The organism is Mucilaginibacter sp. OK098 (assembly GCF_900142915.1).
Classification (GTDB): Bacteria; Bacteroidota; Bacteroidia; order Sphingobacteriales; family Sphingobacteriaceae; genus Mucilaginibacter.
The window spans coordinates 694,251-716,762 of sequence record NZ_FRCM01000001.1; the positions used below are offsets into that span (position 1 = coordinate 694,251).

General features: G+C 39.4%; 9 protein-coding genes. 7 read left to right on the forward strand and 2 right to left on the reverse strand.

Annotated elements, in window-relative coordinates; all coding sequences use genetic code 11:
- Nucleotides 1–239: 239 nt before the first annotated feature.
- Nucleotides 240–968: a GntR family transcriptional regulator gene (locus BUE31_RS02870; RefSeq protein ID WP_073400064.1), complete on the reverse strand. Its 729-nt coding sequence runs from the start codon at nucleotides 966–968 to the stop codon at nucleotides 240–242.
- 310 nt (nucleotides 969–1,278) lie between these two features.
- Between BUE31_RS02870 and BUE31_RS02875 the strand changes: the two genes are divergently transcribed.
- The 6 genes from BUE31_RS02875 (at nucleotide 1,279) to BUE31_RS02900 (ending at nucleotide 14,874) form a co-directional block, all read left to right on the forward strand.
- A complete protein-coding gene (locus BUE31_RS02875; protein WP_234997739.1) occupies nucleotides 1,279–3,015 on the forward strand; it encodes a class I mannose-6-phosphate isomerase in 1,737 nt (578 codons plus the stop codon).
- A gap of 4 nt (nucleotides 3,016–3,019) precedes the next feature.
- Complete coding sequence (locus BUE31_RS02880; protein WP_073400068.1) at nucleotides 3,020–4,456, forward strand: sugar porter family MFS transporter; 1,437 nt, start codon at nucleotides 3,020–3,022, stop codon at nucleotides 4,454–4,456.
- 590 nt (nucleotides 4,457–5,046) lie between these two features.
- Nucleotides 5,047–7,062: a hypothetical protein gene (locus BUE31_RS02885; protein WP_143167014.1), complete on the forward strand. Its 2,016-nt coding sequence runs from the start codon at nucleotides 5,047–5,049 to the stop codon at nucleotides 7,060–7,062.
- A 10-nt stretch (nucleotides 7,063–7,072) separates the two neighbouring features.
- A complete protein-coding gene (locus BUE31_RS02890) occupies nucleotides 7,073–10,582 on the forward strand; it encodes a glycoside hydrolase family 38 N-terminal domain-containing protein (protein ID WP_073400072.1) in 3,510 nt (1,169 codons plus the stop codon).
- 220 nt (nucleotides 10,583–10,802) lie between these two features.
- Nucleotides 10,803–13,511 (forward strand): glycoside hydrolase family 38 N-terminal domain-containing protein, encoded by a 2,709-nt coding sequence (locus BUE31_RS02895; protein WP_073400074.1) that lies wholly within the window; start codon nucleotides 10,803–10,805, stop codon nucleotides 13,509–13,511.
- A gap of 370 nt (nucleotides 13,512–13,881) precedes the next feature.
- Nucleotides 13,882–14,874, forward strand: coding sequence for a phytanoyl-CoA dioxygenase family protein (locus BUE31_RS02900; protein WP_073400076.1), 993 nt, complete (start codon nucleotides 13,882–13,884; stop codon nucleotides 14,872–14,874).
- A gap of 20 nt (nucleotides 14,875–14,894) precedes the next feature.
- On the opposite strand, the gene BUE31_RS02905 is transcribed toward BUE31_RS02900, so the two are convergent.
- The gene (locus BUE31_RS02905; protein WP_073400078.1) at nucleotides 14,895–18,476 is read right to left on the reverse strand and encodes a VCBS repeat-containing protein; all 3,582 of its coding nucleotides are present in this window, start codon (nucleotides 18,474–18,476) and stop codon (nucleotides 14,895–14,897) included.
- 745 nt (nucleotides 18,477–19,221) lie between these two features.
- On the opposite strand from BUE31_RS02905, the gene BUE31_RS02910 reads away from it, so the two are divergent.
- A complete protein-coding gene (locus BUE31_RS02910) occupies nucleotides 19,222–22,428 on the forward strand; it encodes a SusC/RagA family TonB-linked outer membrane protein (protein WP_073400080.1) in 3,207 nt (1,068 codons plus the stop codon).
- Nucleotides 22,429–22,512 lie beyond the last annotated feature (84 nt).

The following is a 22,512-nucleotide window of genomic DNA, read 5'->3' on the forward strand; positions in this document are numbered from 1 at the left end:
TATAATGGTCTGTAAAAATGACAAATGTTTAGTGATTGTAATTTCTCGTATTTGTCATATGATTAAGCGAAATTGGCAATATGCTTGTAGCATATATTAATCTTATCCCTCAAAGAAAAATTTGGAAAGAAGCAATGGTGTGTTAAAGGTTTTTTTAGAATCTGCGAATTAAATATTTATAAAGAAAAGCTTTATAAAAACAAGCTTCTACTTATGCTTGCGAATGGATTTTAACTTACCTATCTTGAACTTTCAACAGTATATACGAAACTATCTGCTTTATAATAACCCAGGTTAAATTCTATCGGCCGCTCCCCCTGGTCGAAAACAAACCGTTTTCGAAATAGTACAGGGCTGTCGACCGCTATTTTAAGTTTAGCAGCAATAAATGTATCAGCAGCTTTTGCACTGATTTCTTCTTTTGACAAGGTGGCAATAACAGAGTGATCGTTTTCCAGCATTTCATATAATGGTTTTTTAAAATCCTCGTCACCTGTTAACCCAACACGTGGATGAAAGTACGAAACAAAATACACGAAAGGCTCATTCGGTTTACCTCTTACCCTTTCCATCTTCAATAGTTTACGATCGGTCTTTATTTCAAAGAAATTAGCAAGGGCTTCATCCGGGTATACCCATGTTACATGCAACTCAAAGTTCTTGATCAGTATGCCCCTTAATTTCATTTCCTGCGAAAAGCTTAACCAATTATTTGATTTTGAGCTGACGGCGGCCTGGGCCACTTTTGTGCCGGTTCGTTTTTTCCGCACAAGCAAACCTTCAAAAACAAGCTTATTAATTGCTTGTCTTAATGTGGTACGGGATATGGCCAATTGTTTTGCCAGGTCCACTTCATTAGGTAAAGTTTTACCATTTTTATATTCTTCCTCTGCAATTATATCTCTTAAAAGCATTTCTGTTTGTATATGCAGGGGAATAGGGCTTTTGTGGTCGATGGAATATTTCATTTATATAAATATATTTACAATAATAAGCATTTTGAAAATTAGTTGATTTGTTTGTACATTAAACGCAACTGTAACATTATTACAAACCCTGCAAATAAACTTTAAATAATTGTTTTTAATTTATATGTTTGTACATTATAACATATATCGTATATGTGTTAATTATTGCAAATTAGTATAATGCAAAGTTTTTGCTTGCTAAATATACCCATACATTACTATAACAAATATGACTTCTAACCAATTGAATAATCGAATTTTTGATCAAACGCCAGTAGAAATAGCACTTCGTAAATCTTCACAATTTTTAATGCCCGTTAAATTGGAGCAGGATAATGCATTGGAAGGTATTTATAACATTTATCCGGCTTATTCACTTGGTGAAAATAAGATTTTCAATGGCTATGGTTCGCTTGCAAAATGGATTGTAGAACAAAAAACTGTTATTATAGATGGTTATGCAGGGGTGTTTTGGGATAAGATTAAATCGGCACTTCAACAGCAAATGGCAGCTACAGGTTTAAAGGTAAACTGGATTGATACCGCAGCTTTTTTGAAGCCCGTTTCAGAAATTGAAACCATTGTACAACCCTACCTGGGTGTACCGGAATCTGTATGGGGAACCAGGTGTTTGCTTGAACTTAAAGACCTTTATGTATTTGAGGACCTTGCCGCACAATTACCGGACAATGGGTATGATATTAATATTGCAATTGGTACGGCCGCTTCATTAATAAATTGGGATTCTCCCATAATTTATATAGACCTTCCAAAAAATGAATTACAATACCGGATGCGGGCTGGTTCAGTCACCAACATGGGTAATAACCAAATGGAAGAGCCTTTTCTGATGTATAAAAGATCTTATTTTGTGGATTGGGTTTTACTAAATCAGCATAAAAAAGCAATACTTGATAAAATAACTGTATTAGCAGATGGGCAATGGCCAACAGATATTAACTGGATGCTGGCAGCCGATTTTAAGGAAGGGCTAAACAAGATTTGTCATTCAACAATCCGGGTTAGGCCCTGGTTTGAGCCTGGGGCATGGGGCGGTCAGTGGATAAAACAACATATCCCCAATATAAATGAAGATGTAGTCAATTATGCATGGTCGTTTGAATTGATAGTGCCTGAGAACGGGCTGGTTTTTGAAAGTGAGGGTTACTTATTGGAAGCTTCGTTTGATTTTTTGATGTTCCACAATCAGGAACAGGTACTAGGCAAACATGCAGCACAATTTGGCGATGAGTTCCCGATACGATTTGATTTTTTAGATACGTATGATGGCGGTAATCTATCTATCCAATGCCATCCAAAACTAAAATACATCCAGGAGACATTTGGAGAAACCATTACCCAGGATGAAACCTATTATATATTGGATTGCGAAAAGGATGCCCATGTATATTTAGGTTTCCAGGAAAATATAGATCCTGAAGCTTTCAGGAATGAATTGGAGAAAAGCCAGGATGAAGGTTCCGAAGTAACAATTACCGATTATGTACAATCGCATTCCGCAAAAAAACACGATCTGTTTTTGATCCCTAATGGTACCGTTCATAGCGCTGGTGCCGGCAACCTTGTACTTGAGATAAGCGCCACCCCATACATTTTTACCTTTAAAATGTATGACTGGCTCAGGCTTGATCTTGATGGCAACCCGCGGCCAATTAATATTGATCATGCCTTTAATAATTTAAATTTTGAGCGTAAAGGAAATCGCGTACAGGAAGAGTTGATCTCAGCCCCCAAAGTTTTAGAAACTGGTAAAGATTGGGAACTTATCCATTTGCCAACACATGCCGACCATTTTTATGATGTACACCGCATTGATTTTGACAGTGCGATAAAGATAGAAACTGATAATTGCTGCCATGTGATGATGCTGGTTGAAGGTGAATCAATACTGATAGAAACAGCGGATGGATCAAGCCAAATATTCGCTTATGCCGAAACTTTTGTAGTCCCGGCGGCGGCAAACAGCTATAAGATTACAAACCTTGGTAAAAGCAAAGCAAAAGTTATTAAAGCATTTTTAAAATAACGCGATGAGCACAGCAACAATAAAAACTTTAACAAAAAAGAGCAACACTTACCTGTACCTGGTTTGCCTGGTAGCGGCCCTTGGCGGGTTCCTATTCGGGTTTGATACAGCTGTAATTTCCGGCACAGTTAGCCTGGTAAAACACGATTTTAACCTTGATGCCAATTACGAAGGCTGGTTTGTAAGCTGTGCCTTACTGGGTTGTATTATAGGGGTAAGCATTTCTGGTAAACTAAGTGACAAATATGGTCGGAAAATAGTGCTGATCCTCTCCGCAGTTTTGTTTCTTGCTTCGGCATTGGGCTGTATGTTTTCCGGCTCGTTCACCGTATTGGTATTGTTCAGGCTGATTGGTGGTTTGGGGATCGGCGTAGCATCAATGGTATCGCCTTTATATATCTCTGAATTTTCACCTTCGCGTTTTCGCGGGATGATGGTTTCGCTATACCAATTGGCTTTAACTATAGGAATAGTGCTTGCCTATTTCTCAAATGCTTATCTGCTTAACCACGCAGGTGGTTTCTTTGGCAGCGATGGTATGAATAGGGTTTTTTCTACCGAAGTATGGCGGGCTATGCTTGGCCTTGGCGCTTTGCCTGCTGCTATATTCCTTATTTCATTATTCATGGTACCCGAATCACCAAGGTGGTTGCTGTTAAAGGGCGAAGAACAAAAAGCAAAAGACATTTTAATAAAGATTGACGGCGCTGATGCCGCAAAAAATGAAATAGCGGCCTTTAAAGCGTTAGGGGATGAGGATTCGCAAGGATCATTGAAAGAGTTATTTAAGCCGGTATATCACAAAGCCCTTTTGATTGGTTTGTTATTGCCATTTATGTCGCAGGTATGTGGTATTAACGCGGTTATTTATTACGGGCCAAAAATACTGGAACAAGCGGGCTTTACACTCAATAATGCTTTGGGGGGCCAGGTAACCATAGGGCTGGTTAATGTTGTGTTTACTTTTGTAGCCATTTTTACAATTGATAAATGGGGGCGCAGGCCGCTGTTGTTTGCCGGTATAGGTGGTGCCGTAATTGCGTTGATTGTCATCGGTGCGCTGTTTGCATTGGGCATCACATCTGGTCCGTGGATATTGATTTTCATTATAGCTTTTACTGCTTGCTTTTCTTTCTCATTCGGGCCGGTTTGCTGGGTGGTAGTAGGTGAAATATTTCCGAATGCCATCAGGGGGAAAGCCATGGCCCTGGCGACACTTTCATTATGGATAGGCAATTTCTTGGTAGGGCAACTAACCCCGGTAATGCTGGAGGGGCTGGGCTCTTCATGGACATTCTGGCTATTTGCACTGTGTTGTTCACCGGCATTGTGGGTTACCTGGAAACTGATACCTGAAACCAAAGGTAAATCGCTGGAAATGATCGAAACCTTTTGGAAGACAGCTTATACCGATAATAAAAAAATAAGCAAAAGACTTTAAAGTAAAATAATGATCATATATAAGTTCAATTTAAGGCGATCTGTCAGCATTCAAAATGCTGGGTACAGGCCTCAAACATGCAGCTTAATATACCGATAAAGATATGGCATACTATAATCAACTATCCATTTAAATCAATTGAAAATTACCTGTGAGGTTTTTCTAACAGAAATGGAAAAAATGTGGAATAGTGTTGCAGCCAAAAGTATTTCAGGGATGAGATCCTGAGGTTTAGTTGATTGGTAGTCCCGGCTATGCCGGGACGTTTTTTGAAGTGAAAACCGGGTAATGTTAATAAATAGGCAATATCTATTTAAAAGGAAAACTGACCAAGCACCTTTAGACATAATTTATAAATTTTAGAACAATATATCATATAAAATATATATGCCCCTGATACATATGCCCGATTCTTTAATCCTGAAAATTATTTCATAATGAAAAAACAAACTTATACCGCTTATTTCATTCTTATTTCTTCTATTCTCAGTGCATTTTCAGCCTTTGCTTTAAAAAATCAACATAATACGGTTATCTCTGTTCCCCCTTCAAAGCGCGCTGTAGCGTTAGGTATCCCAACACTTGATAATTTGGCTGGCGATTGGATCCCGATGGCGCAGGTTGAAAATATGCCGGCTGTTCATAACTTCAATCATATGTTGGTGGTTAACCGCGATTTGACCTCCTATTTCTATTATCCGGGTGGCATATATCCCTGGAAGAAAGGCCACCCCATAACTACATTGACCATTGATGGGCAGGAATATCCTGCGATGGAAACCAGGTGTTTTCCCTATAAAGCTCTCCGCCGAAACCAGTATTGCAATGGCACATCGGTAGAAACCGATACGCGCATGATCAATGAGTTAAGAAATGTAATGTGCCGGATCATTGCAACTAATACAACTATATTGCCGCGTCGCATCACCCTTGCACTCCATGTGCCGGGTAAACTTATGGCTGATGGTATTGGTGTTTCTAATAGCACACAGCGCCCAGGTGTGGTGTCCGTCGTACGTCCGGCACGCAAGCCGGATGCTGTATCTGTTGAAAAAGATACTGTTGTTTGGCGCTGGATGGTGGAACTCCCTAAAGGTGGTTCTACGCATATTGAATTTGCTGCTGGGGACGAAGCTTCTGAACAAAGTGCTCAAACCGATGCAAATGTTATCAAATGGGCTGCCGGGTTCAACTCTTATTTTGATGCTTGTAAAACAAACTGGGAGAATCGCTGGGCTGATGCTTTTACTCCCGGAAATAAGCATTTTTCCGGGCATCTACCCATTTTAAAGAGTAATGATGCGGCGCTGATGCGTAACTACTATGTGGGCGTATGGACAATGTTAGCTTTAGAACGTACCCAGTTTCCTGTCAATAAACGTTCTTTCATTACAAGTGGTGAGCGTGAAGATGGCACCCAGTTTTACTGGGATGCATCCATGCAGTCAACCGCATGGGCACTTCTGGAACCTGCCGGTATGAAGGCAACGCTGCGCCGCTGGTTGGTGCAGAACCCGCGGACTGGACAGGCCAGCGGATATGCGCTTGATTTGAGGAATGTTAAGGGATTTGATACGACTCATTACAATCGCATCAATGGTTATGCCTTCAACGCATGCACTATTTTTAAAACGATTGACGAATATCTGCGTGTGACAAACGATCGTGCTTTTCTGGATGAAAAACTGGAAAACGGCAAAAGCGTTATAGAAACCCTGGATGCGCTTGCTACTGATTGGGAAACCCTTCCAAAAGGGCATGATGGATTGGCCAATTACGGTGAGAATAACAACCTTCTTGAATGTGCACCGGCTTATATCAATTGCGTATCATCTTGTAACGCGCAGGATATTTGGATGATGCGGCAGACGGCCAAATGGTATTCGCTGCGTAATAATAGTATGCGTGCTAAACAACTTGAGACAAAAGCTGCTGCTTTACTTCCCAAAGTAATGTCGCTTTACGAGCCGGGCGCCGGGGTTTGGAATGCCTGGCAGTTAAATGGCAAACGTGTGGAACTGCGTCACTGTGTAGACTTTATTTATACCGGTAACGCTTTGAAAAGAGATCTGTCGGGAAAGCAAAAGTCAGAGATGGTCTCATTTGTTAAAAATGAACTGCTTACCCGTGATTGGATGCGTGCCATGAGTCTAAAGGATTCTGCAGCGGTGAATTCAGACCGGCCGGATCATGGACCAATGGGAGCCTATGACGGTTGGGTTCCACTAACGGTTAATACCATGTGGAACCTGGGTGATCCCGAAGGCGCTTATAAATTCTATTGCAGTACGGTGGTGGTTACAAGCGAAGGCCCTTTTGCCCAGGCCCGTGAGTTTTTTGGCCCTAACCGTATGGAATATGATGCGCCCGTACGCATTGCAGCAAGGCAGGGTTGCATGAAGGAATGTATCAGTGGCGTGGCCTTTAGCGATGTTGTGATAACTACTTTCTTCGGCTTTGTTCCTGAAGCCGGTAATGGACGTATTTTGGCCGACCCATCTACACCACGCCCTTTTTCGGGCGAGTTACGTAATGTCCATTTTGCCGGTAAGGAATTTACGCTTAAAGCAGGACACAAAGGCGTTAAAGTGATTTCGGAACATTGAAAAATCAAAAATGAAAACATTAAATATTACCCTATCAATCAGTTTAGTTTTTGTGCTTATTGGCTTTAGTTGTTTAGCACAAAATACTACGTTCAAAATAAGTAAGGATATTCGGGCAAGCGAAATTACCTCGTCGGCATCGAGCAGTTTCGGTCCAGACCAAAGTGTTAACCATTTAACAGACGGTTCTGGTATTCATAACAACCTGCATGATAATAACGGTAGCGCACTCACCATGTGGCATACAACGGAAAATCCTGTTGCCAGCATCCCTGCAAAAGGATTGCCTTTATGTAAGGCATGGGTGAGATTTGATTTTTCAACTCAAAAATCTTTTAATAAGATTTGGATATGGAACCATAATCAGGAGAACCTGACTAGCCGTGGATTTCGTTTGATAAAAGTGTACGGAACAACAAATGAAATTGATTGGTTTGAGTTAACTACACTGGAATTACCTGATGCTAAAAACCTGAATGGAAAAGCATCAGAAATAGTCGTTAATGAAAAAAAGGCATTAAAGTCAGTAATTATTGCTGCCGAATCTAATTGGGGAGGCAATGTTTATGGCCTGAGCGGAGTGAAATTTATAGCTGAGCTTGAAGTTAATGAGTCAGCATTACCATTTCCCAATGATTTTGAATGTGCACCAACAAGCATATACCGTTATTGTAAAGATGGCAAGCCAGGAAGAGAAGTAGTGCTCACCTTTAAGGGGGCTAATTTATATCAACCTTCAGAAATAGAAGTTACAGCAGATAGCCGGACAATAACCACCTCTGTTCCATTTAGGAAGGATGGATTAGAAACGGCAACAATTATACTTCCATCTGGTGTTGGTGTTGAGAAAGAAATACAAATATTCGTTTCATTAAAAGCGGGAAGTAAAATCATAAGAAAATCATTTGTATTGCCTAAGCAAAGACAATGGACAGTATACATTTACCCACATGCACATGTTGATATAGGGTACACAAATACCCAGGCAAATGTCGAAATTATCCATAAGCGCAATCTTATTAACGGAATGAAGCTGGCAAAGGAAACGGCAAACTATCCGGAGGGGGCACGATATATTTGGAACCCCGAAGTTATGTGGCCTGTTGAGCGTTATTTAAAAAATGCGACACCAACCGAGAGGGAAGAATTATTGGATGCTATCAGAAAGGGATATATCCATCTTGATGCAGGGTATATTAATGATAATACGAGTGTTACGGCCGATGAGGAGTTTCCCGGGTTTTTTGGAGAAGCAAAGCGTCTGGAAAAGTTAACAGGTGTCCCGGTAAGTACGATCGACCAGACAGATGTTCCCGGTATGTCATGGGGAATCGTTCCGATGGCTGCTCAATTTGGAATTAAATACGTTTTCGCCCCGTTCAACGGTTCAGACCGCACCGGGTTAGCCGACAAATTCAATTTCAAACCATTCTGGTGGATTGGGCAGGATGGCGTTTCAAAAGTACTATTTCTTCAACCCGGCGATTATACTCCCGGAGCAAGAGAAAAAGGATTTAAATACTGGCCTTTAATGGCTGGCCAAAAAGATCCAAATAAATTACTGCAAATCGTAAAAACAGATCATCCCCGTGAAAATTTCATCGATGGTTATTTATGGGAAAAACTTAAGCAGTTGGAGGGTAATAGCAGTTATCCCTACGATTTATTTCCAATGACATGGGCAATGGCAGATAATACACCAATAGATGCTGACCTGCCCGATGCAGTTAAAAGCTGGAACGAAGAATATGCATTTCCGCACCTGGTTATTGCAAGTTCAACAGATATCATGTCGGCATTTGAGAAGAAATACGGAGATATAATCCCCTCATTCAGAGGTGATTTTACGGAATATTGGACAGATGGTTTGGGGGCTGCAGCTAAAGAGACAGCTATGAACCGGAAGTCCAAAGAGCGCTTAATTCAAACAGACGTTCTTTGGTCAATGTTGCATCCGCGCGAAAAAGCACCCCGCCCAGAAATGAATGAAGCGTGGCGCAATGTACTCATGGGATCAGAACATACCTGGTGCTATATGAATCCTTACCAGGCCGATATGCAGGATGAAATATGGGGGGTAAAGCAAAATTTCTTTAATACCGCTGAAAAAAGCAGCATTCAACTTCTTGCCAATGCGCTTAGCGCTGTATCGACTGATAAGTCAAATATTTTCTGTGTTTTTAACACTTTGTCCTGGGCACGCAATGGGTTGATCACAATTTCAAATGATCAAAGTGAAGGAGTTTTATCCGTACGGGATGAAAACAATAAACTGGTTGAGTCACAACGGCTAAGTACAGGCGAATTAGTGTTTTTAGCATCTGATGTTCCCGCATTAGGGACAAAAAACTATACCCTGAGTACTGAAAGCGGGGGTAAATCTGGTGTGAAGATGGCTAAAGGGAATATCCTGGATAATGGGTTGGTTAAAATTTTGATTGACCCTGTTACTGGGGATATTACCAGTTTAAAAGATAAAACAGGTGTTGAATTTGTGAACCCCGGTGATGCCTGTAACATGAACAGTTTTAGGTATCTTCTTGGAAGCGGAAAACCGGCCTCAAGTGGCCCGCAATATGCGGCAAATGTAACAACACCCTTCAGTACCACTCTTCAGAAGCCTGTACATGCAACAGGACCAACAGAAGTACAAACTTTAATTAAAGAGAATGGGCCACTTCTTGCCGCTATTGAGGTGACTTCAAAAGCCGATGGTTGCAATAAGCTGACCCGTGAAGTTCGTGTTATAGCTGGCATGCCGGAAATTGAAATAAATAATTTAGTAGATAAAATAGCCATAACGGAAAAGGAAGGGATTCATTTTGGGTTTTCATTTAACATTCCAAACGGACGAACACGTATTGATGTCCCATGGAGCGTGGTGGAAATAGATGCAGATCAACTTCCTGCTGCAAACCGAAATTGGATTTGTTTTCAGCGCTGGCTTGATATATCAAATGAAGGCAAGGGGATAACCTGGTGCTCATTGGATGCGCCTACTTTCGAAAGTGGTAATATTACTGCTAATATTATTGGAGGAGCTTTTCATTCGCCTGAATGGATCCAACATTTGCCATTAAGTTCAACCATATACTCTTGGGCGCTTAATAATCATTGGCATACAAATTTTCCGCTGTCGCAGGAGGGTAAATTGAGTTTTCGTTACAGGATATTACCTCATCAGTATGCTTATGATGCGGTTAAAGCTAATCGTTTTGGGCTTGAACAATCACAACCACTGATTGCTACTCCTGTTAAAGAAAAAATAAGCCTGAATACTTTAGTAAAAATAGATAATTTGAACGTTTTTATTTCGATCATCAAAACATCTGAAGATGGAAAGTCAATGATTATTCGTCTGCGATCATTATCTGATAAACCGGAAAAGGTAAATCTATCATTTCCTTCTTTTAAGCCACAATCTATACGAACATGCGTTGCTGATGAAACGCCGGGTGAAGAAGCAGGGAATTCAATTAATATGTTGCCACACGGAATTACTTCACTTATAATAGAATAGAAGTAGGTTTAGGAGGGAGCAATATGTTTAGGAGCCCCAGTTAGGTATATAAAAGGAAAAAGTATACCGATTGATAGATATGATCAATAGCAATAAATAGGATAACCTGGAGCAGATTAAGAAGATTAGGATAGGTTGAATAGTTGAGTTAGCCGACACTGGGACAGATAGGAGGTTTATAAAACACAAAATATTTTTTTACAATAGAACTTTAATAATTATGAAACTAAAACTGGTGATTTTATATCTGATGATGGCGGTTGCAACAGGGGCATTTGCGCAGCCGAAGAAAGTCAATCATAAGGATGCACCAAAAGTAACCGATATATGGGTAGTATTTAAAACCCACTTTGACCTGGGTTTTACCGATTTACCGGAGAATGTATTTGCGCGATATAGGGGAGAAATGATGGATAATGCGTTAAATGTTATAGAGAAAAACGCAACATTGCCCCAGGAAAAGCGCTTTGCCTGGACAGTACCCGGATGGCCCCTTTATGCTCAAATATTAGGGCCTTTGCAAACTCCTGAACGTAAAGCGAGGATAGAAAAAGCGATAAGAGACGGTTCAATAGTTGCTCATGGGCTGCCATTTACCATGCATACGGAGTCGTTGGATTATGAAGATTTGGTTCGCGGATTGGGTTACTCGTCAAATATTGCGCGTAAGTATGGACTGCCTTTGGCGATAAGCGCTAAAATGACCGATGTACCAAGTCATTCCTGGATTCTTCCAACATTATTAAACAATGCAGGTATAAAGTTTCTGCAATTAGGTTGTAATCCGGCAAGTCAGTACCCTCGATTTCCAGCACTATTCTGGTGGGAAGGTGCCGATGGTTCAAAGATTCTCTGCAACTATACTCCTTTGTATGGATCGGATATCAAGCCTATAAAAGATTGGCCTAGCAAGAATTATTTAGCAATGCAAATGACTGGTGATAATCATGGACCACCAAATGAGAAAGAGATAGCTAAATTGTTAGCTTACGCAAAAAAAGAATTGCCAGGTATAAAAATTCATTTTGGAACCCTTGATGATTTTGCCAAAGCTGTTTTAGCCGAGAAACCTAACCTGCCTACTGTTAAAGGTGATTGTCCGGACACCTGGATTCACGGCTTGCTTTCAAATCCGCAGGAAACAAAGCTTGCGCGAAATATCCGCCCTTTAGAATCTGCGCTTGATGGGCTAAATACGCAAATGGGAATTTGGGGCACACCAGCCGGGTCTGTTTCGGCAAAACTGGCAAAAGCTTATGAGCAAAGCCTTTTGTATGCTGAACATACCTGGGGCATGAATGCCGAATACGGTCCGCGTTTTAGCTACGGCGATGATTGGAAGAAATGGATGGCAGAAGCTGAAGCAGAACCTGTTCCTGAAAATGGTGATTATTCAAAACTTAAAAATAGTGATGCGGAAAACACAAAAGAAGGGAGTAAAAGAAAATGGCTGCATTCGTATGACGTAAAACGGCAATACATCCGTAATACAAACGATATTGTAAGTAATGAATTAAACACCCATCTTGATTTATTGGCAAAATCTGTAAACGTGGCGGGAAAACGTTTGGTAGTTTATAATCCGCTGCCATGGAAAAGATCGGGAATAGTTGCAAATCCATGGGAAAAAGAAAAAACTTTTTATGTGAAAGAAATTGCACCATCCGGTTACGTTACCTATTCTCAGAATGATTTAAAAGAATTAGCGGTTACCAATGATGAGCAACCTGTATTCAGCACCCCTAACTTTAAAATAGTTTTTGATTTAAGCAGGGGAGGGATATCTTCATTAACAGAAAAGACAACAGGGCGTGAATTAGTTGATAAATCCTCTAAATATGTTATTGGCCAGTTTTTGCATGAACGGTTCAGCACCAATGAGGTTGATAGATGGTGGAATGTTTATAGCCGGATAAAAGAGGGTTGGGGCCTGAATGATTTGGGAAAGCCCGGAATGATTAACGCTGAAAAAGCGCCATATGTAGCATTTACCCCAAATGATTGGAAAATATCTGTTTCGCATTCAGAGATTGCAGATATAGCTACTTTGACCTCACTTGCAACACAAGGTTTTGCAAAGAAATATACTTTAACGTTTACCTTTCCCCGAAATGATGCTCATGTTGATGTTGAATGGGCTGTAGAATCTAAAACAGCAGACAAACAGCCGGAAGGTGGATGGCTTTGTTTCCCTTTTTTAGTTAAGAACCCTAACTTCACAGTTGGCCGTTTGGGTGGCCCGATAAATCCTGTAACAGACATTGTTTCAGGTACTAACAGGTATCTGATGGCTGTAAATTCGGGCGTTTCAATTACTCAGGCAGATAAATCAGGAGCCGGGCTTACACCAATGGATTCCCCTTTGATTAGCTTAGGAGAACCCGGGTTGTGGGAGTTTGCACTAGAGCATACACCCACAATACCTTCTGTATTTGTAAACCTATATAATAACATGTGGAACACAAATTTCGCATTATGGCAAGACGGATCATGGAGTGAAAGAGTTCGGATCTGGCCTATTGATAAAAACACACCAACAGCCCCCAACCTGATTCAAAAATCGTGGGAAGCCCGCGTACCTTTATTAACAGGAACAGCTGAAGGCGCTGCAGGGAAATTAGCGGCGAAAAATACCGGTATATCTATTTCAAGAACCGGTGTGCTGGTAACCGCTTTCGGCGAAAATCCTGATGGTAAGGGAACTGTTTTGCGTTTGTGGGAGCAGGGTGGTATATCGGGTAATATTACGGTTACATTGCCTAAAGGTTCAACTTACACTAAAATGATTCCCGTAAACCTTCGGGGGGAAGTAGCAGGGAAACCGATTTATGTTTCCAAAGATAAGGTAACGTTTTTCATACATGCTTATGCGCCAGCAAGTTTTATCCTGACTATTTCTTCCATCGAACATAGAGCCGCTGCTCTGTGACTGGGGCGTTGCATAAAGGGAAAAAGATCATCATTGTTACTATGGCTACCAGCTTAACTGGCGGAGAATGGTGCTGGCCCGATGTTATGATAGGATATTCCGGAGGACTTGACCATATGATTCCGTTCTCCAAGTTTATGTACTTGTGTTAGATGGATTACTAAATTGATTCTGCTCATAAAAGTATTAGCATTATCAAAGTGTTTAGGAATGATATTTTTGATATTCCAGAACGAGGTGGTCAAAGATCCCGGAATATCCAGCTTACACAAAATATTCCTTATATATATGAGGAATATTTTGTTTCCCATGAGTTGGCTTATTGGGAAGAACATATATTTAAGACCTTAGTATTTTTTAATGAGCAATTATGAAAGACTTAAATTTAAAATCATCTCTTGATCTTGCAGATCATAGTAATCCGATCAGTAGCATGTTTGAACAACCAAAGAATGCAAAAGATTGGGAACAATATATACTGACAGAGGAGCAAATCTCCTCTTTTAAAAAGGATGGGTTTGTTCGTGGTATTAAGATACTGTCAGAAGGGCAGGTGGATATACTAAATAAGGAACTTGTAAAGCTACAATCTTTAAGTGAAGCAGAGAAGGAATTGTTTTATCATTACGAAAGTAATGAATCCGAAGATTCTGCAAAGGTGCTCTTTCACGCTATTGGAGCTTGGCGGGTTACCCCAGGGTTTCATGATTTGATCTGGTCCCCGGCGTACCGTATGGCGACATATCAGTTGTTAGGACAATCATTCAGGCTTTTTCATGACCAGTTATTTTGTAAGCCCGCCAAACACGGTGGCGTTGTAGCCTGGCACCAGGATTATTCTTACTGGACTTTTACCAGGCCGATGCATCACCTTACCTGCTGGATAGGCCTTGACGATGCAAGCAAAGAAAACGGATGCCTTTATTTTATCCCCGGTAGTCATAAATGGGGGCTATTACCTGTTACCGGATTAGCGGGAGATATGAACGCCGTAAAAAAAGTTTTAAATGAAGAGCAACTGGATATTTTTGAACATAAAGTAGCAAATGAATTGCCAAGAGGCTATGCGAGCTTTCACCACCCCTTAACCATGCATGGATCGTATGAAAACTTTTCTGAACAACCGCGAAGAGCTGTGGTAATTAATGCTATGGATCATCGTACGTTGGGGAACACAGCTGGATATGACAGATTGGAAGCATTGAAAAGTTTTCCTGCCATGCCTCAGGATAAACTTCTGGATAGCCGATTTTTCCCTCTTTTGTTCGATGGGGATAAAGAATTGGAAGCTTTAGGTAGAGATATACCCAAAGTTAATGATAGTGAATTATATGATGATCCTGCAATTTGTAAAAATAAATAGATATAAAACGGTTTAATGGCTTAAAAAATCATTTTCCTTGTTTTGCCTTTACTATCGGAAATAATTACAGATGTAACATTTTTAGCAATGCTCAAAAATCTTGCTGATTGTGACAAAAAAGAAAAGCCATAATAAAATTCCATCCTTTGTTTTTTACCATTTCTAAATGATATTTCAGCACTTATGTCATTGGGCTGCAAAGGTATATTGTTAGTATTTTTTTTAAGTTCAAATACTTTGAGGGGGCCCCGGTTTTGCCCGGCGGCCAGCAGATATTTACCATTTTTACCCCTAAATTTTATTAATGCCTTGCCATTGCCCGGAATAAAAATGCCACTTTCAAGAATCGTTTGCGGAATAAAATTACCTTTACCATCTCCTTTTAGCATCAACCCATTCAATGCATCGTAACGGCCAACGGTTACATCGGCTCCGTAATCATTTGTGTTGATTACCACATCCAGGTTACCATCACCATCAAAATCGTCTACAGTCATTCCATTTAAAGTGGATAGTTGAGCCTGAAAAGGTAAGGGAATCAGGGTAAATTTACCATTACCGTCATTTCTACAATAGCAGGAATTGAAATTATTTGCTTTTAATATTAATGCGTCTTTTAATTGTTCTTTCGAAAACAGTTGATCCATTGTAGCAGTAGCGTACGATTTATAATTCTGAAATATTGAACGCATTCCTATCATTTGTTTTACAATGTCATCTCTTGTTTGTGCCGGAAATTCTTTTTTTGTCGGGTCTTCCTGGCTTGCAGGAAGGAATAAAGAAGGGAAGGCATCGTAGCTCCCGTTGCTATCAAAATCTTTTGCATAAATTGATACTGGATACTGCTGGCTTGCTTTATAAAAAGAATTTTGTCCAAGGTTTCCTATTATATAATCAATATCTCCATCGTTATCAAAATCGCCTGCGGCGATACTATTCCACCATCCAATTTGATTTGACAGGCCCGTTTTTGGAGTTACATTTTTAAAAGTGCCTTTATCATTTTTCAAAAATGTAATGGGCATCCATTCTCCGGCCAAAACCAGATCAGGCCATCCATCATTATCAAAATCAGTAACCATTGCATCAGATACCAGGCCAATATTATTTAAGTCTTTTGCTACCTGGCTGGTAACATCGGTGAATTTTATTTTACCATTTTTGGAATCATTCCGGTAGATACAACTTGATACCGGTTTGGGGTAGCTCCAAGGTTCAACCCTTCCGGTAATTAAGAGATCAAGGTCTCCGTCTTTGTCATAGTCAATTGCCCTCACACATGATTTACTTGTGAAATTTCGGGGCAGCGCTAAAGAATCAATTGAAAAATTTCCCTTTCCATCATTAATGTAAAGAATATCCTGATAAGCTTCTGAATTAGGTTTGTTTTCATAACCACCACGGGCTATAAATATATCCAGGTCGCCATCGCCATCAGCATCAAATAGGGTCACACCTAAATCCTGCAACTGCAATATGCTTTTTTCAGACTGCTGTGGCAGCGCTTTCTTTATAAAAGTGCCATTAGCCTGCTGGAATAGGATAGTGGTCCCAAAGTCAGAATTTCCACTTACAATAATATCATCCAATCCGTCGCCGTTCAGGTCACCGGCAGCTAGCGCTGGCCCATATTCTGAAAACTTATGCGGTAGTAATTTTTGAATAGTAAAATCAATAAAATCTTTCTGGGAATGCGCATAGTGAATATTCAAAGAATCAGATACTTCTTTAAAAAGTGTGTTTGGCGCAATCATTGAATGGTCCCATGAATAATTGATCTTTGCATTTGCATTTGAAACACTTATTGTTTGATTGGTGTGTACTTTTTGTAAAACCTGTTTTTTACCATTGGGCCATTTTACAACCATAGAGTCAATAATGGAAACATTCCCCAGTCCAAAGTGAGGGTTTGACTGTATAGAAGATAAATAGCCACGATATGGTGTTTCCTCATAAGCCTGTTGCTTACCACCATAATATAGCTCTATCCATGTTCCCAACCCATTCCTGTTCATAGAATCTCCTATAAGTTTAACATCTAAATAGTGTTCGTTTATCGGTTTAGAATCCATCGTTGTATTCTCATAAACTGAAGCCTCATCATTGATATTATTAATAATCATATCCAGATCGCCATCATTATCTAAGTCAGCATAAACAGCTCCGTTTGAAAAGGTAACGGCGGTTAGCCCCCAGTCTTTAGAAACATCGTCAAAGGTTAAATTTCCATTATTATGAAAAGCGTAATTGTGCAGCTTTACTTCCGGTATTTGCTTCAAAGTATAAGACATTGGGATAATGGGCGAAGCATCCTTCCGAAAAGTAATAAAATCGTGATCCGTTATATCTTTCGGAAAGCCGTTGGTAATAATTACATCGCGAAAGCCGTCATTGTCAAAATCAGCAACTAATGGACTCCAGCTCCAATCCGTTGCTGACATACCTGAAAAGTACCCAACATCACTAAAAATCGGATCGCCAATTGAATCGTTTGAATTTACTCTTGGGCCCTGGTTAATCTGTATGGTATTTCTTACATACTGGTATTGGTATTTAAAAAAATCGTTGAGTTGAAATGCCTGATAGCTACTTGAACTCAGCATCATTTTTTTGCGATAATTATCTTCGGGGTTCATATCTAGTTCTATTACATCAGATAGGCCATCGTTATTAATATCTATCACATCTTGCCCCATTCCATTTGCAGAAGTATGTTTAAAATAGGATGCCGCTTTTTCTGTAAAAGTTCCATCATGATTATTTATATAAAGTAGGTCGTTTGAGATAAAATCATTGGTCACAAAAATATCTTTCCATCCATCTTTATTAATGTCTGCAATAGTTACTCCATGGCCGTAACCTTCAATGGTAAGCCCAGCCTGCTTGGTAACATTTGTAAATACAGGATGTTTGAGCTTAGTATTCCAGTCATTTCTATATAACCGGCCCGTACTTGGAAAAGAGCCATCTGTAACTTTAGGTCTAAAAATTGATGGATTTACGTTTGGAGGGATCTGATTTACTACCAGGTACATATCCAAATCGCCATCGTTATCATAATCAAAAAAGGTGGCCATGGTTGAATGCGTAGTATCATCTAATCCATATTCTGCAGCCATTTCTTTAAAATATGGCAGCCCGTTTTTATCCAGGCCCTGGTTAATGTAAAGAAGGTTTTTTCTCTTTTCCGGGTTTTTATCCATGGATGCGCAAACGTAGATATCCATCCATCCGTCATTATTAATATCTATAACAGTTACACCTTTGCACCATTTACCATCCCCGCTTACCCCCGCACTTTTTGTAATATCCTCAAATTGCAAGTTCCCTTTGTTTAAATATAATTTATTAGATACTATGTTTCCGGTAAAGTAGATGTCTTGTAAACCATCATTATTAAAATCACCTACACCTACACCGCCTCCGTTGTACATATTTGTTACATCAATAGGATTGATGGAATCACTCTCAACTATCTTATTATTAAAATGAATTCCGGAATGCTCCGAAGATATTAATTGAAAAAGCTGAGGGTTTTGCTTGCAAGAGAAAAAAAACAAGGAAATGGTTGCAAAAAAAAGAATGTTAAGAACAGATTTCATATGCGTATCATTTTAAAATAAAGTATCGGAAAAAAATATCAGCACTATTGTGTTTTGTGCTACCTCTCATATTATTTTTTATCTTAATACAAAAAAATAATATGAAGCTGCCAGCAGGTTTTATTATTTTGAAGCGGTTGCTGGTTTCAGTGAAACTGGCAAAACCCGAAAATATTTTTTGTATTTTATATAAGTATTAATTGTTTTTTTTCAAAAAATTGAAAATCAGCATTTTATTAAATATAAAATATTCCTATTCCCCCTAATACATACCAAATTCCTGAATAAAAAAAATTTGTGAGTTATAATTATTTTTTTTTACATTTGATATTAATGTATGTACATAATTACATATGTACAAAATTACATTTATATTTTAATTAAATTATTTTAGTTTTCAAAAACTGAAAATCAGATAATTATTAAGCCTTAAAATTTTTTCTTCTTTAGATATGCATCTCATGCCCCCAGAGGAGTAAAATTTTACTTTTATATATTATGTATATACATAATTACATTTAAATAATATTGCACCTATATTTTCAATAAACTATGTAGTTCCGTTTTTTATTGAAAAAAATAAACATTTAAATCTTGCTGGTTAGGCAGCAAACTAAAAATATGGAAAAAATAAACAGCCCTTAGAAAAGGATCAAACCTTTTATTTAAAGGTTCTTGTTGTGTGGGTCGCAACAAAGAATTATGGAACTCAAGTTTAATTTTTATCAACCATTAATTGCCAATTATGAAATATAAATTACTACACTATATTAGGTATATAACTAAATTCACTATTTGTGGGTTTGTTTTAACCTGTTTTTTTTGCCCGGAAGTATGGGCAAATACTCCTCCTCCCCGAATAAATAATGCGGGAAAAGCCCTTGATATTAGTGAATATGGAACGAGCAATTTCCAAAGTATAACTATTACAGGAAAAATAACAGATGAAAATGGACTTGGGATTCCAGGGGCCAGTATTCTGGAAAAAGGTACTAAGAATGGTTCCATTAGCGATCATGATGGAAATTACACCATTAAAGTGAAGGATGAAAGCAGTATTCTGGTAGCTTCTTATATCGGGTATTTGAACAAAGAAATAACAGTAGGTTCTTCATCTGTTATTAACATAAAGATGGAAGTAAATTTAAAAAAGCTTGACGAGGTAGTTGTTGTTGGGTATGGTACTCAAAAAAAATCGGAGCTTACCAATGCCGTTGTACAAACAACAGGTAAGGAGCTTACGAAATCAAACGAATTGTCCCTGTCTAATTCCTTATCGGGCAGATTGCCAGGATTATATGTAAATCAAACAAGCGCTGCCCCGGGTTTTGATGATGCACAAATTTTGGTTAGAGGATATAATACCTACCGGAATAGCTCCGCATTAATAGTTATTGATGGGGTGGCAAATGCAGATCCTGATGGGCTTAACCGTTTGGATCCGCATGATATAGCATCTATTTCTGTGCTGAAAGACGCTTCTGCTGCTATTTATGGTGCACAGTCGGCGGGTGGCGTTATCTTAGTAACTACCAAACGGGGTAAAACCGGGAAGCCATCTTTTGATTTTAGCACTAACTTTTCAGATCAATCCCCAACAATGAAAGTTAGGTCTGCCAATGCACTTGAATATATGAAAGTTCTTAATGATAGAAGAACATTAGAAGGCACACCTCCTGACTTTCCGGATGCATTGGTTCAGGCCTTTACTGATGGAACAAGAAGGGGAGAAAACTGGTGGAATGCATTGATTGGCCCCCCTGCCAATCAATCCAGGCAATCTCTAACAATGCGGGGCGGTTCTGAAAAAATAAAATATTTTACTTCAATTGGTACAGCTGCGCAAGGGGCGATTCTTCGTGGCGATAATAAATCAAAACTTAATCAATACAATATTAGGAATAACCTGGACGTATCGGTTACAGATAATTTTGATGTAGGGCTCGATCTTGCATTAAGAGAAAAAGATACTCAGACCCCTCAAGGCGGCCCCGGCGGAGAAATTGGATACCTTGCAAATACCAGTCCATTACAAGAAGCTTATCTGGGTGGGGATTATCGTTATCCGGCCATAGGATGGTCGCAATTAAATCCGGCGGCAAGAATTCTAAGCCCGGGTTACCGTAAGTATCAAGCCGATGTTTACAGCGGCACGCTTAAGTTCAAATACAACATGCCCTTTGTAAAAGGGTTGGCTTTAGATGGTTTTGCCTCTATGGATAAAACGATGAACTATAATAAAGCTTTTAACTATACATGGTTTTATTTTGAAAAAAACGCAGCAGGAGATATTGTAAAGGTACCATCAAGATCAGTAGAAGATATTGGATTGAGAGAGGATTTTGCTCAAAGTTTCAGAAGTACTGAAAACCTAAAACTTTCTTATAATACTACTATAAATGAAGACCATAAAATTAACGCATTTGTTTCCTATGAGCAAATGACGTATAAGGATAACAATTTCTATGCACAACGCCTTGGATTCGATTCTCCGCTAATTGATCAACTTTTTGCCGGTAGCCCAACCCCTGCAAATGGAAGTAACAGTGGCAGCGCTACGGAATCTGCCAGGCAAAATTATTTTGGACGTGTAAATTATGCATATAAGAGTAAGTACCTCCTTGGATTCAGCGCCAGGTATGATGGTTCACCTATCTTCCCTCAGGCAACCCGGTTTGGGTTTTTCCCGCAGGCTTCTGCAGCATGGGTAATTAGCGAAGAATCATTTATGCCGAAGGATCTGTTTAGCAACTTAAAAATAAGGGCTTCATGGGGCAAGTTAGGTAACGACAGGGTAAACCCTTTCCAGTATATCGGTGCGTATGGTTATACTATTAAAGATCCACAGGGCAATGTCAGCACAGTTCCTGGATGGGTTGTTAACGGAGTAGATGCGCGGGGTATTGCGGCTACATCAACACCCAACCCTAACATTACCTGGGAAGTAAGTGAAAAAACGGATTTAGGTTTGGAAGCCGGGTTTTTACAGAATAGGTTAACCTTTGAAATAGATCTTTATAAAAGTGCAACTTCACATATCCTGGGTCAAAGACAAGCATCAATTCCGGGATATACAGGATTGGTACTACCGGATGAGAACATCGGTAAAATGGAAAGCCATGGAATTGAATTTCAGGCAGGATACAGGCAGAGTATAGGGAAAGTGAATCTTAATGTTAGCGGGAATGTGTCATTTAATGCAAATAAAGTGGTGTATTTCGACGAAACACCCCAATCAGAACCCTATCAGAAAGCAGAAGGACATCCCATTGGCTCTATTTTGGTATACAAGGCTATTGGTATCTACAGAACCGCAGCAGACCTGACTAGTAATACGAGCTACCCGGGTGCAACATTAGGCGGGTTGATTTTTGCAGATTTAAACCATGACGGTAAAATTGATGCAAATGACCAGTATAGGTATGACGCGGGTTCGATTCCTGCTGACCCTACTACTGGTCAAGGCAGAGTAGCGGTTCCTAAAATGCAATTTGGATTAAACATCGGATTAGATTACCAAAGCTTTGACTTGAGCATATTATTACAAGGACAAAGCGGCGCCAAATGGCGTTTAAGCAATGGATTTAATTCTGGTGCAGGTGGTAACGGGCTTGAATACGTAGCTAATAACAGTTATTCATTATCAAATCCTAATTCAGTACTTCCAAGGATTGAACCGGTAGGTACAGAAGGGGCGGATGCTGATTTTTACTACCATACTTCAACCTGGTTGCGTTTAAAGTCGCTTGAAATGGGGTACACCCTTCCAAAGAGTTTAGTTTCCAGGCTTAAAATTTCCTCGTTAAGATTTTATGTGTCAGGTAATAACTTGTTTATGCTGGTGAACAATCTTAAAAAATATGGCGCCGGCGATCCAGAATTCTTATATGGAAATGGAGGAGGTTATCCAAATATGAAAATTTTTAATGCTGGACTTAATCTTACTTTCTAAATAAAAAACATATGAAATATTTAATATTTAATAATAAAATAGCTAAGAAAGGCTTTGTCATATTGATAATATCCTTTATAGCCG